Source organism: Paracoccus sediminicola, from assembly GCF_027912835.1.
In the GTDB taxonomy this organism is placed as follows: Bacteria; Pseudomonadota; Alphaproteobacteria; order Rhodobacterales; family Rhodobacteraceae; genus Paracoccus; species Paracoccus sediminicola.
The window spans coordinates 1,033,173-1,048,849 of the sequence record NZ_CP115768.1; the positions used below are offsets into that span (position 1 = coordinate 1,033,173).

Below are 15,677 nucleotides of genomic sequence, written 5' to 3' on the forward strand. Positions count from 1 at the left end.
ATGCGCGGCGCCACGGGGAGGAGTTCCGATGAGTGGTCTGTTGGGCCTTGCGCGCGGCATAGACCGTTTCAACGCGGCGGTCGGCAAGGCGGTGTCCTGGCTGATTCTGCTGGCCGTTCTGGTCAGCGCCGGCAATGCGATCGTGCGCAAGGTGTTCAGCACCTCGTCGAATATGTGGCTGGAATTGCAGTGGTATCTGTACGGCGCGGCCTTCATGTGGGCGGCCGCCTATACGCTGCTTGAGAACGAGCATATCCGCATCGACATCGTCTATGGCGCCTGGTCGCGGCGGGTTCAGCACTGGATCGACCTGATCGGCCATGTGCTGTTTCTCATGCCCTTCACCGCGCTGATGATCTATTTCCTCTGGCCCTATGTCACCCGTTCCTATGCGCGCGGCGAGGTCTCGGCGAGCGCGGGCGGGCTGATTCTCTGGCCGGCCAAGGCGATTCTGCTGATCGGCTTTCTGCTGCTGTTCCTTCAGGGCATTTCCGAGATCATCAAGAAGATCGCGGTGATGCGCGGTAAGATCGACGACCCGCATGAGCTGCGCGGCCATCACGCCCCGCTCGACATCGACGAGTCGCTGCGCGACGGGGCGGGCTTTGCCGATCCGGACCATCCGATGACCGAGCTGGACCCCGACCGCGACACGGCGCGGCGCGACGGTCGCGACCACAGCGGGCGGGAGACGCGGTCATGATGGAGCTTATCGCGCAGAACATGGCGCCGATCATGTTCGTCTCGCTGATCCTGTTTTTGCTGTTCGGCTATCCGGTGGCCTTCGCGCTTGCCGCGAACGGGCTGTTGTTCTTCGTGATCGGCGTCGAACTCGCACCGCTGTCGAGCTCGATCTATCTCGACTGGAATCTTCTCGGCACCATGCCGGACCGGCTCTGGGGGGTGTTGTCGAACGAGACATTGCTGGCGATTCCCTTCTTCACCTTCATGGGCATCCTGCTGGAGAAATCCGGCATGGCCGAGGATCTGCTGGACACGATCGGCCAGCTTTTCGGCCCGGTGCGCGGCGGGCTTGCCTATGCGGTCATCATCGTGGGCGCGCTGCTCGCGGCAACGACGGGGGTGGTGGCGGCTTCGGTGATCGCGATGGGGCTGATCTCGCTGCCGATCATGCTGCGCTATGGCTATGACCGGCGCATTGCCACCGGGGTCATCGCCGCATCGGGGACGCTGGCGCAGATAATTCCGCCGAGCCTCGTGCTGATCGTCATGGCCGACCAGCTCGGCCGCTCGGTGGGCGATATGTACAAGGGTGCGCTGATCCCCGGCCTGGTGCTGACCGGCATCTATCTGGGCTATGTCTTCGTGATGTCGCTGATCCGCCCCAGCTCGGTGCCGGCGCTGCCGAAAGAGGCGCGGACGCTGGGATCGGGCGTGACGTCGCTGCTGATCGTGATCGCGATTGCGGTCGGGGTGGCCTTTGCCTCGCATCACTATCTTTACCCGACGCAGGGCAGCAATGCCGATATTCTCGGCGCGGCGGCGGCGGTCGGGTTCCTGTTCCTCGTCGCCATGACCGACAAGGAGGGCTGGCGCTTCCTGGTCAAGGTCGGCGCGGCAGCGGTCGCTGCGGGGCTGGCCTGGCTGGCGCTGTCGGCCATCGTGAATTCCGATTTCGTGTCTTCGCTATCGACCAACCCCCAGGTCGGGCTGCTGATCGTGGTGCTGTTCGGCGCGGCGATCCTGGCCTTCGTGATCTTTACGCTGCTGATGCGGTTGCTGTCGGGCGTGGTCGATTTCACCCCGCGCGACGAGCACCGTCTCGGGATCCTCAGCAAGCTGGCGCAGCAGGTCATCATCGTGCTGGTGCCGCCGCTGGCGCTTGTCTTCTTCGTGCTCGGCACGATCTTTCTCGGCTGGGCGACCCCGACCGAGGGCGGCGCGATGGGCGCGGTCGGCGCGCTGATCCTGTCGGCGATGAAGCGGCGGCTGAGCTATGATGTGATCCGCCAGGCGCTTGCCGCGACGATCCGGCTGGCCAGCTTCGTGATGTTCATCCTTGTCGGGGCGCGGGTCTTTTCGCTGACCTTCTACGGGGTGAACGGACATATCTGGGTCGAGCATCTGCTGACCTCGCTGCCGGGCGGGGAATATGGCTTCCTGATCGCTGTTTCGGTGCTGGTCTTCCTGCTGGCCTTCTTTCTCGATTTCTTCGAACTGGCCTTCATTATCGTGCCGTTGCTGGCACCGGCGGCGGAAAGCCTTGGCATCGACCTGATCTGGTTCGGGGTGATTCTGGGCGTGAACATGCAGACATCCTTCATGCATCCGCCCTTCGGGTTCGCGCTGTTCTATCTGCGATCCGTGGCGCCGCGTGTCTCGTATGAGGACAAGCTGACCGGGCAGGTGATGGCGCCGGTCAAGACAAGCCAGATCTATTGGGGCGCGGTGCCCTTTGTGCTCATCCAGATCGTCATGATCGTCGTGGTCATCATGTTCCCCGGACTGGTGATGCATTATCGCGGCGCGCCGGTGGATCTGGACAGCGTCGATTTCCAGGTGCCGATGGGCGGCGGAGAGAATGGCGGCTTCGGCAGTCTGGGCGGATTCGGCGATCTGGACGCGCCCTTCGGCAGCGATGCGGCACCGGGCGGAGCAACGGGCGCGGGCTCTGACGGAGGCAGCGAGGGCGCAGCGCCCGGCGGGTCCGGCGATCTCAACCCGCTGGGCGGCGCGCCCGATTTCGGAGGACCGGCGGCGGAAAGCGACGGCGCCGAAACCCTCGCAGAGACCGCCCCCGCAGCGGACGAGGCGCAAACCGATGCGCCAGCGCCAGAGCAGGGCGATGCGGCAGGCGGAGGGGCGATGGACCCTCTGTCCGGCCCGCCGCCCGGTCTGTCGAACTGAGCGCGCGGATGTCCGGCCAGCCGCGCTTTCAGCGGCGGGGCTGGCGTCGCTATGCCGTTCTTGCGGCAGCATCGGTCGGAGAATCGATGCCGCGGTGATCGCGGCGGCGGATCAGCAATCCGGATCGTCGGGCAGATCCCCGCATTCTGCATCGCGCTGCCGAAGCGCCTCGGCGCGGCGGCGCAACGCCTCGGCGCGGCTGTCGAGCGCGGGCGCATCCACCGGGTCCGCCGCCGTGACCTCGGCCGAGGATACCGCCAGCGCCGCCCCGGCCGATTCGAGATCCGAGACAACCTGATCGGGACTGGTCGCCGCGATCTCGGCATGGCCGGGAATCGAGGGCGGGGCGAGAAGCTGGTCCGTGGGCAGCAGCGCCGGATAATCGACGCTCGAATCGGCGCAGCCCGACAGCAGCACGATCCCGATCACGGGCAGGCCGACGATGCGCAGAGCCGGATGAGACATGTCAGGCAAGCTCCGCCGTGAAGATGGTACCCGAGGCCGGACTCGAACCGGCATGGATTGCTCCGGCGGATTTTGAATCCGCTGCGTCTACCATTCCGCCACTCGGGCCCAGAAACGGGCTATCCGGAGATAGCCGCCCCGACGCCGTGCCGCAAGCCAATTATGCCCGGCCCAGCTTGGCGAGCCTGGCATCGCGCAGCCGGGCGAAATCGTCGCCTGCGTGATAGCTCGACCGGGTCAGCGGCGTGGCCGACACCATCAGGAAACCCTTGCCATAGGCAGCGCGTTCATAGCCGCGGAACTCGTCCGGGGTCACGAAGCGGTCGACGCGGTGATGTTTCGGCGTCGGTTGCAGATACTGCCCGATGGTCATGAAATCGACACTCGCGGCGCGCATATCGTCCATCACCTGCAAGACGCCCTGCCGGTCCTCGCCCAGCCCGACCATGATGCCGGATTTGGTGAACATGGCCGGATCGAGCTCTTTCACCCGCTGCAACAGCCGCAGCGAGTGGAAATAACGCGCACCGGGCCTCACGGAAGGATACAGGCCGGGCACGGTTTCAAGATTGTGGTTGAACACGTCAGGCCGCGCTTCGACAACGGTTTCAAGCGCTTCCGGGCCGCATTTGAGGAAATCCGGGGTCAGCACCTCGATGGTGGATTTGGGCGAGCGATGCCGGATCGCGCGGATCACCTGTGCGAAATGCTCGGCCCCGCCATCGTCCAGATCGTCGCGGTCGACCGAGGTGATGACGACATGGTTCAGCCCCAGCTTCTGCACCGCATGGGCGACGCGCCCCGGCTCGAACGGGTCGAGCGCATCGGGCTTGCCGGTAATGATGTTGCAGAAGGAACAGCCCCGCGTACAGATCTCGCCCATGATCATCATGGTGGCGTGACCCTGCGACCAGCATTCGCCGACATTCGGGCAGCCGGCTTCCTCGCAGACGGTCGAAAGACGGTTCTCGCGCAGAATGTCGCGCGTCTCCTTGTAGCCCTGCGAGGTTGGCGCCTTGACCCGGATCCAGTCAGGCTTCTTGGGCTGGGCCTGATCGGGGCGATGCGCCTTTTCGGGGTGGCGCGCGCGGGCGGAGAGGGCGCGGAGGGCAGGGGGCTGTTCGGTCATGGTGGCCTCTTGGCGGAGTTGCACCAGACCTAATCGCTTTCCGCTGCGTGATCAACGGCGTCGCGCGAAGCCCTGCCATGCCCTCTGCGCCGGGGCTCGGCCCGGCGGGACGGGAACAGCCCGCCCCTCAGGACGACCTTTCGCAGGCTCAGCCTATCATCGGGGCGCCGGGGCCGTAGCGGTCGTCGTAATGCCGCGCCAGCCGTTCGAGCGCCAGTTTCAGCACGACCTTGCCCGAGCGCGCCGACCAGCCCAGACGGCGTTCGGTCATTTCGAGCCCTTCGAGGAAGCAGCAGACCCTCAGCACCAGATCGCCCATGCCGGGGCCAAGCTCGCGCAGTGCCTCGGCAACACGGGTCCGGGCGCTTTCCGATCCGCCCGCATGGCCGCCAGGCCTTGCGCCGATGTCGATCCCGGCCGTCAGGAACCGGTCCCAGTTCTGGGTGACGCTCGGCCCCATCTGCGCCAGTTCGAAATCCTCGCGCAGACGTTCCCCGGCGGCGACCAGCTCGGGGGCGAGGAATGGTCTGCCCTTCGCGTCGCGGCGCCGGGCAAGGAGAAGCAGCGGGCTTTCTGCCAGATTGACGCGCATCCGGCGAGGCTGTCCGCTCTCTGGGTCGGGCAGCTGGCGATCGGCCCAGACACGATGCCGCTCGGCGTGATCGAAGGTGGCCGCACCCTCCGCCATGCCAGACTGAGCGGGCTTGGACGCGACCGGCCTGGCATCGGCAAAATCGCCCGCGCGGGGCAGCCCGCCATCGCCGCGCCCGAGCCGGCGCAGCGCGCCGCGCCCGGCGCCCGACAGACGATAGCGCAGCATCCGATGGCTGCCGGCCCGTTTTTCGACCCACTCATTCAGCGCGAGACGCTCGGCCAGTGGGCGGTCGAGCACGGCGGTGCGGATCTCGCCGCGCATGACAATGGCCTTCTCCATGCCCGGTGCGACGACCAGCTCGGCCCCGGGTTCCGAGAGGCGGCGCAGGATCTGACGCATCTGAACCTCGGCGCGGCGGTCAGCGCGGGAAGGCAGGTCGGACACGCCCATCTTTTTCAGCGCTTCATCGACCAGCGGATCGTCGCGCCGGCTTTCGAAGCGGCGGATGCGGCGCAGGATCGTCGAGGGGTGGTGACCCGTCTCCCGAGCCAGCGCCCGAATGGTTTCGCCGCCCTCGACATGGCGCAGATAAAGCTGCGCATCCGAGGCAAGCGCCCCGTCGCTGGCTGCTTCGACCGCGCGGCGCGCGCCCCGATCCAGCGCGCCCACACGCGGATCGGAAAAGACCGCACCGGCCACGTCGAAATCTGGCGTCAAAATGGTCATGTTCTTCCCTTGTCATTGATCGGGCGAGGCAGCAGCTATTCGCCCTTGCCTGATGCTACCTGTCGCTTTGGACAGGTGTAGGTTAAGGAGAACGCCATTTTTCCTAACATTCCCTAAAGAAATCCTTTGGGATCGTGCGTTGCATCGCCCCGTCACGCAACGCACGCAAAGGTTGTGCCACCTTGGCGCGGCACGACACAGCAAGGGATGTGACCATGAGCTTCATCGACGATCCGCGCCGCTTTCATATCGCGTCTGTTCCGCTGAATGATGCGCCGCCTGAACCTGGTGCCGTGCTGCGGCGCCCCGTCTGCCTGATCCGGGCGGCGAAGGCCGGGCAGGGGGCATGGAAACGTGCGAGGGATCTGCCCCGCGTGCTGCGCTGCGAAACGGCCCCGCCGCGTCAGGCGGCGCTCATCCGGCTGCGTGAGGCCGAGGCGCAAATAGATGCCGCACGCCGGGCGGGGCGCGCGGAATATGATCCGCATCGCCATATCCTGCTGCTGATCGCGTTGCTGGCCGAAATCACCGCCGCGCCCGAAAGTGACGCTCGGGAGATCACGCCGATGGGCGCGGGACGGCGCAGAAAGCCGGGGCTGCGGGTGATCGCGTTCAGCGACCCCGGAACAGCCCGCCCAGAACGCCGCGCATGATCGTGCGCGTGCCGCTGCGCCCGATTTCGCGGGCGACGGTCTTCCCCAAGGTGGTCAGCACCGAGTCGCTGCGCGAGCTGCGCCGCCCACCGCTACTTTTCTTCTTGGAAAAGGTGAGGTCCGGATTATAGCGCCGCGCGCGGGTGAAGCTTTCGTTCTTCTCTCCGCCGACCACCCAGAGATCATCGTCATCCGTTGAGGGCGTCGCCGCTTGTTGCGCCTCGGCTGCGGCTTCCTCGGCGCGCTTCGTGAGGATCTCGCGCGCCGAATCCCGGTCCAGCCTCTTGTCGTATTTGGCCGCCATCGGTGAGGTCGCCATCACCGCGCTGCGCTCGGCATCGGTGATCGGGCCAAGCTGCGAGAAAGGCGGGCGGATCAATGTCCGCATCGCCACGCCGGGCACGCCCTTGGCTTCGAGAAACGACGTCACCGCCTCGCCCGTGCCAACCTCGGTGATCGCCTCGGCCGTGTCGAAATCGGGGTTCGGGCGGTAATTCTCGGCCGCGAGCCGCAGCGCCTTCTGATCCTTTGCGGTAAAGGCCCGCAGCGCATGCTGCACCCGGTTGCCAAGCTGGCCCAGAACATCCTCCGGCACGTCGGTCGGGTTCTGGCTGATGAACCAGACGCTGACCCCTTTCGAGCGGATCAGCCGTGCCACCTGCTCGATCTTGTCGACAAGCGCCTTGGGCGCATCGTCGAACAACAGATGCGCTTCGTCAAAGAAGAAGGCCGCGACGGGCTTTTCGGGGTCGCCCACCTCGGGAAGCTGCTCGAACAGTTCCGAAAGCAGCCAGAGTAGGAATGTCGAATAGAGCCGCGGCGCGTTCATCAGCCGGTCGGCGGCAAGGATGTTTATCATGCCCTTTCCGCTCTCGTCGCGCCGCAAGAGATCGGCCAGTTCCAGCGCCGGTTCTCCGAACAGCGAATCCCCGCCCTCGTTTTCCAGCGTCAGCAGGGCCCGCTGGATCGCGCCGACCGAGGCGGTGCTGACATTGCCATAGCTGAGCGACAGATCCGAGGCGTTCTGCCCGACCCAGACCAGCATGGATTGCAGATCGGCGAGATCCAGAAGCGCCAGCCCCTGCTCGTCTGCGACGCGGAAGGCGATGTTCAGCACGCCCTCTTGCACATCGGTCAGATCCAGCAAGCGCGACAGCAGCAGCGGCCCCATCTCGGCGGGGGTGGTGCGCACCGGATGGCCCTTCTCGCCGAACACGTCCCAGAACGTGACCGGAAATTGCTGGTAATCGAGATCCAGCCCGATCGTGCCGGCGCGCTTGGCGAAGGCGTCATGCAGCTTCGCCCCGGTCGAGCCCGGTTTCGCCAGCCCGGCCAGATCGCCTTTCACATCGGACAGAAACACCGGCACCCCGATGACCGAAAGCGATTCGGCCAGGGTTTGCAGCGTCACCGTCTTGCCGGTGCCGGTCGCGCCGGCGATCAGCCCGTGACGATTGGCATATTTCATCAGAAGATGTTCCGGCGCGGCGTAATCCTTGCCGGCGCCGCCAATGAAGATGGTGCCGTTTTCCGGGTCGATCAGCTGCATGTGAGGCCTTTCCGCAATAGAATTCAGGCGTTTCGCCAGAGGCGTGCGGAATTACAATACAATTTTAACATTTTTGTGCCACACTGTGATTGTTCGCGGGGCGCTTTCGCGTTCCTCCCGAACACTTCCTCCCTGTTGGACTGCCGCGCCCTCGGGCGCGGCTTTTTTCGAGTTTCGCCGAAGTGTAAACCTGTCCGAAAGGATAGTTGACCACCTTCCGGAGCCTCTTTACCGTCCCGGCAATAGCTAAGACCGGCCAGTCCGGCAGGGAGAGGAAAGGGTCATGTTTTCATGACCCTTTTTTCAATGAAAACAGTATTTTAGCGCGGAAATGCTCGACTCGCGTTGCCGTTGTGCTGGACAGTGTTCACTCGCGGCATAATGTCGCAGTCCCGGTTTCCTGACAGAACCGTGAATCCGGGCCATATCTTCTGCCCTGACAATCCCGGAATCAGGTGTTAACGCTTTGATCGACCGTCCAACACGCAAGGAGACCCGCATGTCACCGAAGACCAGCTCGACCGCGCTCGCCGCAATCCTGATGCTGAGCGCGACGCCGATTCTGGCGCAGAGCGCAACCGACGCCCCGGCAGAGGCAAGCCAGGCTACCGAAGATGCCGCGGCTGCAGCGCAGGACGCGGCCAATAGCGCGGCGGATGCAGCGGGCGAGGCGGCTGACAGCGCCGCGGCAGCCGCGGGTGATGCGGCGGAGAACGTAAGCGATGCAGCCGAGGACGCGGCGGCATCGGCGGATCCGGCTGAGACAGAGGCGAATGATGCGACTTCCGCGCCGGAGGCAGCCACCGAGGCGACCGAGGCCGATGCCGAGGCAGCGGCGGATGCGGCTGAAACAGCGCCGTCCGCAGGGACCGCTGCGCAGAACGACAGCGCCGAGCCCGCCAGCGATGCCGGGGGGGCCGACGACGCAAGCGCTGACGAGGACGCCGCCGATGCGCCGGCGGAAACGGACGAAGCGGAAGCACCGTCCGAAACCGCCAGCGCCCCGGCGGAACCGCAGGTCGGGCAGTATTATGTCCGCGAAACCCACGGCGACTGGACGCTGCGCTGCATCAAGACCGAAGACGAAGCCGATCCCTGCGATCTCTATCAGCTGCTGCGCGATTCCGGTGGCAACTCGGTCGCCGAAGTGACCATGATCCCGCTGGAAAACGGCGGCGACGCGGTGACCGGCGCGACGCTGGTGGCGCCGCTGGAGACCGATCTGACCCAGGGCATCCGGATGCAGGTCGATTCGGGGCAGGCACGCGCCTATCCGTTCAATGTCTGCGCGCCGATGGGCTGCATTTCGCGCGTGGGCTTCACCTCGGGCGAGCTGAACGCGATGAAGCGCGGCAATGTCGCGACGGTCAGCATCCTGCCCTATGGCGCGCCCGCCGATCAGGCTGTCGATCTTGCGATGTCGCTGACCGGCTTCACCGCGGGTTACGAGGCGCTGGAAACCGCCGTCGCCGAGCTGCGCGAGGCCGCCGAAGCCGCTGACGAGGGTGAGGGCGAGGGCGAGGCAGCCCCGGCGCAGTGAGCCATGTCAGAAGCACCAGAAAGGGGCCCGTGCGGGCCCCTTTTTTATCGCTCGTCAATGACTTGTCAGACGTGCTTGATGATACGACGCTTCATCAGCCGCGAGGTCGAGACCGGGCGCGTGTCGTCCGGCTCGGGCAGGGACAGCACGATCCGGCGCAGCATTTCGATCGCTTCCTCGCTTTTCGCGGGCAGTGATCCCGGCGAGACCGGTGCGCCGACAGAAACCTGATATTGCTGTCCGGCCTTGTTGAGCACCTCATGGAACAGCGTCACATCGCGCAGTGTCGGGTGGATCGCGTCAAACAGATAGAACAGGATCGAATTGCGCGCGCGGATGCGCAGCGGGATGACCGGGACGCCCATCTTGCGCGCGATCATAGCCGCCGAGGCCATCCAAGGCCGCTCATGCAGGGTCAGCCCGCGCCGCTTCGCCAGCCGCCCGGAGGGGAAGATCAGCCCGATCCGGTCCTCGGCCAGCCAGGCGCGGGTCTGTTCCATCGTCGCGCGCGTCTTGGCGTGGCTGCGCTTTTCGGTGCGCCATTCTACCGGCACAATCATGTTCTCGAGCTGCGGCAGCACGCGCAGAATGTCCTGATTGGTATAGATGAACAGGTCCGGCCGCACCCGCCCGATCAGCGAATACAGCACGATCCCGTCAGCGATACCCGTCGGATGGTTGGCCACGATGAGCGCGGGGCCGGTCTTGGGGATATGTTCCAGCCCCGCCACTTCGAGATCGCGGATCATCATCCGCTCCATCTCGGCGAAGATCTCATCGGTGCGGCGATCGCGGAATTCGGCCCCCAGATCGAGCGTCCGGGGATAGCCGAGCATGCTCATCAGCAGGCGGCGCGCGATGCGGTGATGCATACGCCCCGAAAACAGCCAAGGCGCCCGCTCTTCGATGAGCGGGTCGAGACGGGCCTGCATCTCATCGCGGGGATTAACCAGGGTTCGGTTCATAGCGCCACGATTATCGCCTCGCGCGCGGGCGCCCGCAAGAGCCCGCGATCCGGCCCAGGGAATTATGCGGCGTTTCGGATACGCCCCACCATTTCGCCCAGATTCCGCGAAAGCTCCGGTGCCGCGAGAATGCGATCCAGCGCCGCCTTGGCGTGGCCCTGCCGCGTCTCGTCATAGCGCGCCCAGCTTTCAAAGGCGGATGACATGCGCGCGGCGATCTGCGGGTTCACCGCATCCATCCTGAGCAGCCAGTCGGCGAGAAAATCATAGCCCGAGCCGTCCGCGGCGTGGAAGCCGGCGTGATTCGCGCTCAGCCCGCCGATCAGCGCGCGGAAGCGGTTGGGATTTTTCCAGTCGAAATCGGGATGTGCAGCGAGTTCGCGGGCGGTCCCGACCGCGTCCCGTGGCGGGGCAGAGAGCGGTTGCAGCATGAACCATTTATCAAGAGCGAGTCGCACATCCTTGAAACGATTATAGAAATCCTCGACCTCCGGCTTTCCTTTTCCGGCCGCGATCAGCAGCGACAAAGCTGCCGAACGTTCGGTCATGTTCCCCGCGCTCTGGTAAAGCTGCGCCGCCCGCTCGCCTTCGTCGAGACGGTTCAGCAGCCCCAGCGCCGCCAGCCGCAAGGCGCGCTTGCCGGCATCCCCGGCCTCGGGGCTGTAGGGGCCCGGCACTTCATGGCTGCGATAGATCCGGTCGAGCGCGTCGGCATGGCGCTCGGCAATCTGACGGGCGAGTTGTTCGCGCGCGGCGTGGATCGCCTCGGGATCGGGCGTCGCGCCGCTATCCGAGACCGCGCCGGCGATCTCTTCTTCCGAGGGCAGGCGCAGGCACAGCGCACAGAAGGCCGGATCGACCTCGGCATCGGCAAGAACCTGCCCAAAGGCGCCAAGATAATCCGCCCCGGCCTCGTCGCCACGCAGCATGGCGAGCAGCGTCTCGCGCGCCAGCTGGCGCCCGGCCTCCCACCGCGCGAAGGGGTCGGTGTCATTTGCCATCAGGAAGGCGCGTTCGCCCGGGCTCTGATCGCGTTTCAGCACTACCGGAGCCGAGAAGCCGCGCAGCGCCGAGACGGTCGGCCGGGCGGCGAGACCGTCAAAGCTGAACTCCTGCTCGGCCTCGGTCATTTCCAGCAAGGTGGTCGGGACCACCTCATCGCCGTTGGGCGAGATCAGTCCGACCGCAATCGGGATGACCCGCGGCGGCTTGTCGCTCTGCCCGGGCGTCGGCGGGGTGTGCTGGGCGAAGCGCAGCGTCAGCCGCCCGGTGTCACTCCAGTGTTCGGTCATGGTGAGAACCGGGGTGCCAGCATCCGTATACCAGCGCTTGAACTGGCCAAGGTCGCGTCCGGTCGCATCCTCGAACACCTTTAACCAGTCCTCGATCGTGGCAGCATCGCCGTCATGGCGGTCGAAATAGAGATCGAGCGCCCTGTAATAGCCATCATCGCCAACCAGTCGCTTGAGCATGCCGATCAGCTCGGCGCCTTTTTCATAGACCGTTGCGGTGTAGAAATTATTGATCTCGATATAGGAATTGGGCCGCACCGGATGGGCCAGCGGTCCCTGATCCTCGCGGAACTGACGGGCGCGCAGGGCCAGCACGTCTTCGATCCGCTTTACCGCGGCGCTGCGCAGATCCGAAGTGAATTGCTGGTCGCGAAACACGGTCAGCCCTTCCTTCAGGCAAAGCTGAAACCAGTCGCGGCAGGTGATGCGATTGCCCGTCCAGTTATGGAAATATTCATGGCCGATCACGCTCTCGATCCGCTCGTAATCGCTGTCGGTCGCGGTCTCGGGCGAGGCGAGCACAAGCTTGGAGTTGAAGATGTTCAGCCCCTTATTCTCCATCGCGCCCATGTTGAAATCATCCACGGCCACGATGTTGAAGACGTCGAGATCATATTCGCGCCCATAGGTCCGCTCGTCCCATTCCATCGAGCGGATGAGGCTTTCCATCGCATAGCCGGCGCGGTCCTCGTCACCGGGGCGGACCCAGACATTCAGATCCACCTCGCGGCCCGACATGGTGGTGAATGTCTCGGACACGGCGCGCAGATCGCCCGCAACCAGCGCAAAAAGATAGGCGGGCTTGGGCCAGGGGTCGTGCCAGACCGCGACGCCGTCGGATTCGCTGACCGGATTGCCGTTCGACATCAGCACCGGCAGGTCCGAGCGGATCGTGACCCGGAACGGCGCCATCACGTCGGGGCGGTCGGGGTAGGGGGTAATGTGGCGAAAGCCCTCGGCCTCGCATTGGGTGCAGAAGATGCCGCCCGAGAGATACAGCCCCTCGAAGGCGGTATTGGCCGAGGGATTGATCACGGTTTCCGTCTGAAGCGTGAATCGTTCGGGCATCGTGGCGGCGATGCGCAGCGTCTCGCCATCCCTTTGCCACTGATCGTCGTCCAAAGGTGTGTCGTCGATGGCGATGCGGTCCAACTGCACATCCTTGCCGATATCGAGGACCAGCTCTGCATCCTGCAAGCGGCGCAGCGCCAGCTCGGCCCTGACCCGTGTTTTCTGCGGGTCGAGCGTGACATCCAGCCGGGTCTCGTCGAGTTCAAAAGGATAAGGCTCGTAATCGGACAGAAATGTCGGTTTCTGGCTTGGCCGGGTTTCGCTCATCATCGCGCCTTTCGGAAAAAAGCTTCTGCTCTGGGAACTTGTCGTCTTGCGCACGAGTTAAGCGCAGGATAGCCGCCTCGCAAGCCGCGACGGGGACAACACCCGCCGGCGTGGGCAGAAAAGGCCCGGCTGAACGATTTGTAAGGAGACCAATATGGCCAATTATGATCCGAACGATCCCAACAAAACCACGGTGCGCGAGACCTATGTCGAGCCGGTCGAGAAGCGTTCTTCGCCTCTGCCGCTGATCATCGGTATCCTGCTGGCGCTGGCTCTGGCGTATTTCGTGCTGACCCGTTTCATGGGTAACGATGAAGAAGTGGTGACCGAGGAAACCACCGAAGCGACCATCGTCGAAGAAGACGCCGACGCCGATGCTGTCGAGGCCGAAGTCGCCGCCGACGACGCCGAAGAGGCTGCTGCCGACGCCGAAGCCGCTGCGGATGAAGCTGCTGCCGAGACCGAGGAAGCTGTCGAGGACGCCGCTGCGGCGACCGAAGAAACCGCTGAGGATGCGGCTGCTGCGACCGAAGAAGCTGCCGAAGACACCGCTGCCGCGGCTGATAACGCGGTCGAAGCCACCGGCGAAGCTGCTTCGGATGCGGCTGACGCGACCGCCGATGCGGCTTCGGACGCTGTCGATGCGACCGGTGAAGCGGCCAGCGACGCGGCAGACGCCGTTGGCGACGCGGCGAGCGACGCTGCGGATGCCGTCGACGACGCCGTTGACAATGCCGACGACGCGGTAGTGATCGAGGAAGAGCCGGCCACCACCAACTGATCCGACGCGCCATGAGGCGCTGACCGGACCGAGAAGATTGCGCCGCCGCATGCCACATGCGGCGGCGTTTTCATGCCGGATAGCATGGGCCATGCACATCCTCAGATTAATTTTCGCAAATGTCACCGCCTCACTTGCTTGTGAAACTTTATTGCGCGGTGCTAGACAAAGGCGGACCGACATCGAAAGGGGATGGCGATGAAGATAGGCGCGTTGAAGGAGAGCCATGACGGCGAAGCGCGGGTGGCGATCACGCCGAAATCCACCGCGTATCTGCAAAAGCTCGGCTATGACGTTTATGTCGAGACCGGGGCCGGGGCGAAGGCCGGATTTTCGGATGCCGATTACGAAGCGGCGGGCGTGACCGTCCTGCCCTCCGCAGAAGAGCTGACCGAGACCGTCGATATCGTCGCCAAGGTCCGCGTACCCCAGGAGGGCGAGATCGCGCGGATGCGCGAGGGGCAGACGCTGATCTCGCATTTCTGGCCGGCCCAGAACGAAGATCTGCTGAACAAGGCCAGGGATCAGGGCATCACCGCCATCGCCATGGACATGGTCCCGCGGATCAGCCGGGCGCAAAAGATGGACGCGCTGTCGTCGATGGCCAACATCGCCGGTTACCGCGCGGTGATCGAGGCGGCGAATAATTTCGGTCGCTTCTTCACCGGCCAGGTGACGGCGGCGGGCAAGGTGCCCCCGGCGAAGGTGCTGGTGATCGGCGCGGGCGTTGCCGGTCTTGCCGCGATCGGCACAGCGACCAGCCTTGGCGCGCAGGTCTATGCCTTCGATGTGCGCCCCGAAGTGGCCGAGCAGATTGAATCGATGGGGGCCGAGTTCGTCTATCTCGATTTCGAGGAACAGGCCAAGGATGGCGCCGAGACCGGCGGCTATGCTGCGCCCTCCAGCCCGGAATTCCGCGAAAAGCAGCTCGAGAAATTCCGCGAGCTTGCCCCCGAGATGGATATCGTCATCACCACCGCGCTGATACCGGGCCGCGATGCGCCGGTGCTGTGGACCAAGGACATGGTCGAGGCGATGAAGCCCGGCAGCGTGATCGTCGATCTCGCCGCGGAAAAGGGCGGGAATTGCGAACTCACCGAGGCCGACAAGCGCATCGAAAGCGATAATGGCGTCATCATCATCGGCTATACGGACTTCCCGTCACGTATGGCGACGCAATCCTCCGAGCTTTACGGCAACAATATCCGCCACTTCATGACCGATCTGACCCCGGAGAAGGACGGGCAGGTCAATCACGACATGGAGGATGACGTGATCCGCGGCGCGACCGTGGCCCATGCGGGCGAGGTGACCTATCCCCCGCCCAAGCCGAAGGTCGCGGCCATCGCCGCTCAGAAGCCGAAGGAAAAGAAGAAAGACCTCACGCCCGAGGAACGCCGCGCCGAAGAGGTCGCCGCCTTCAAGGCAGAGACGAAAAGCCAGGTCACATTGCTGGCCGGAGGCGCGGTTCTGCTGCTGCTGATCGGGCTCGTCGCCCCTGCCAGCTTCATGTCGCATTTCATCGTCTTCGTGCTGGCCTGCTTCGTGGGTTTCCGGGTGATCTGGAATGTGGCGCATTCGCTGCATACCCCGCTGATGGCGATCACCAACGCGATTTCCTCGATCATCATTCTCGGGGCGCTGATGCAGATCGGCTCTGGCCACTGGCTGGTGGTGATCCTCGGCGCGCTTGCCGTGCTGATGGCGAGCGTCAATATCTTCGGTGGCTTCCTCGTCACCCGCCGCATGCTGGCGATGTTCCAGAAATCGTAAGGG

The 15,677-nt window shown here is 64.7% G+C and carries 12 protein-coding genes and 1 tRNA gene; 6 read left to right on the forward strand and 7 right to left on the reverse strand.

The window, feature by feature from the left end:
* Positions 1-28 precede the first annotated feature (28 nt).
* Both PAF18_RS05115 and PAF18_RS05120 read left to right on the forward strand, forming a co-directional pair.
* Positions 29-703 (forward strand): TRAP transporter small permease subunit, encoded by a 675-nt coding sequence (locus PAF18_RS05115; protein WP_271117533.1) that lies wholly within the window; start codon positions 29-31, stop codon positions 701-703.
* On the forward strand, positions 700-2,868 hold the full coding sequence (locus tag PAF18_RS05120; protein WP_271117534.1) for a TRAP transporter large permease: 2,169 nt from the start codon (positions 700-702) through the stop codon (positions 2,866-2,868). Before PAF18_RS05115 ends, PAF18_RS05120 begins: the two co-directional genes overlap by 4 nt.
* A gap of 111 nt (positions 2,869-2,979) precedes the next feature.
* On the opposite strand, the gene PAF18_RS05125 is transcribed toward PAF18_RS05120, so the two are convergent.
* From PAF18_RS05125 to PAF18_RS05140, 4 genes are all read right to left on the reverse strand, one after another.
* Positions 2,980-3,333, reverse strand: coding sequence for a hypothetical protein (locus PAF18_RS05125; protein ID WP_271117535.1), 354 nt, complete (start codon positions 3,331-3,333; stop codon positions 2,980-2,982).
* A gap of 24 nt (positions 3,334-3,357) precedes the next feature.
* Positions 3,358-3,441: transfer RNA gene (locus tag PAF18_RS05130), tRNA-Leu, on the reverse strand.
* Between the two features lie 52 nt (positions 3,442-3,493).
* Positions 3,494-4,462 carry a lipoyl synthase gene (gene lipA / locus PAF18_RS05135; RefSeq protein ID WP_271117536.1) on the reverse strand — a complete coding sequence of 323 codons (969 nt, stop codon included), beginning with the start codon at positions 4,460-4,462 and terminating at the stop codon, positions 3,494-3,496.
* Between the two features lie 148 nt (positions 4,463-4,610).
* Positions 4,611-5,783 (reverse strand): DUF6456 domain-containing protein, encoded by a 1,173-nt coding sequence (locus PAF18_RS05140; protein ID WP_271117537.1) that lies wholly within the window; start codon positions 5,781-5,783, stop codon positions 4,611-4,613.
* Between the two features lie 215 nt (positions 5,784-5,998).
* Between PAF18_RS05140 and PAF18_RS05145 the strand changes: the two genes are divergently transcribed.
* Positions 5,999-6,436 (forward strand): DUF6477 family protein, encoded by a 438-nt coding sequence (locus PAF18_RS05145; RefSeq protein WP_271117538.1) that lies wholly within the window; start codon positions 5,999-6,001, stop codon positions 6,434-6,436.
* Here PAF18_RS05145 and PAF18_RS05150 read toward each other — a convergent pair.
* A complete protein-coding gene (locus PAF18_RS05150) occupies positions 6,396-7,985 on the reverse strand; it encodes a helicase HerA-like domain-containing protein (protein ID WP_271117539.1) in 1,590 nt (529 codons plus the stop codon). The genes PAF18_RS05145 and PAF18_RS05150 overlap by 41 nt on opposite strands.
* Positions 7,986-8,484: 499 nt before the next feature.
* On the opposite strand from PAF18_RS05150, the gene PAF18_RS05155 reads away from it, so the two are divergent.
* Positions 8,485-9,525 (forward strand): invasion associated locus B family protein, encoded by a 1,041-nt coding sequence (locus tag PAF18_RS05155; protein WP_271117540.1) that lies wholly within the window; start codon positions 8,485-8,487, stop codon positions 9,523-9,525.
* A 65-nt stretch (positions 9,526-9,590) separates the two neighbouring features.
* Here the strand turns inward: PAF18_RS05155 and PAF18_RS05160 are convergent, their stop codons facing one another.
* Positions 9,591-10,490: a lysophospholipid acyltransferase family protein gene (locus tag PAF18_RS05160; RefSeq protein WP_271117541.1), complete on the reverse strand. Its 900-nt coding sequence runs from the start codon at positions 10,488-10,490 to the stop codon at positions 9,591-9,593.
* A gap of 62 nt (positions 10,491-10,552) precedes the next feature.
* The gene (gene pepN / locus PAF18_RS05165) at positions 10,553-13,120 is read right to left on the reverse strand and encodes an aminopeptidase N (protein WP_271117542.1); all 2,568 of its coding nucleotides are present in this window, start codon (positions 13,118-13,120) and stop codon (positions 10,553-10,555) included.
* A 154-nt stretch (positions 13,121-13,274) separates the two neighbouring features.
* On the opposite strand from pepN, the gene PAF18_RS05170 reads away from it, so the two are divergent.
* The gene (locus PAF18_RS05170; RefSeq protein ID WP_271117543.1) at positions 13,275-13,901 is read left to right on the forward strand and encodes a hypothetical protein; all 627 of its coding nucleotides are present in this window, start codon (positions 13,275-13,277) and stop codon (positions 13,899-13,901) included.
* A 198-nt stretch (positions 13,902-14,099) separates the two neighbouring features.
* Positions 14,100-15,674, forward strand: coding sequence for a Re/Si-specific NAD(P)(+) transhydrogenase subunit alpha (locus PAF18_RS05175; protein WP_271118064.1), 1,575 nt, complete (start codon positions 14,100-14,102; stop codon positions 15,672-15,674).
* Positions 15,675-15,677 lie beyond the last annotated feature (3 nt).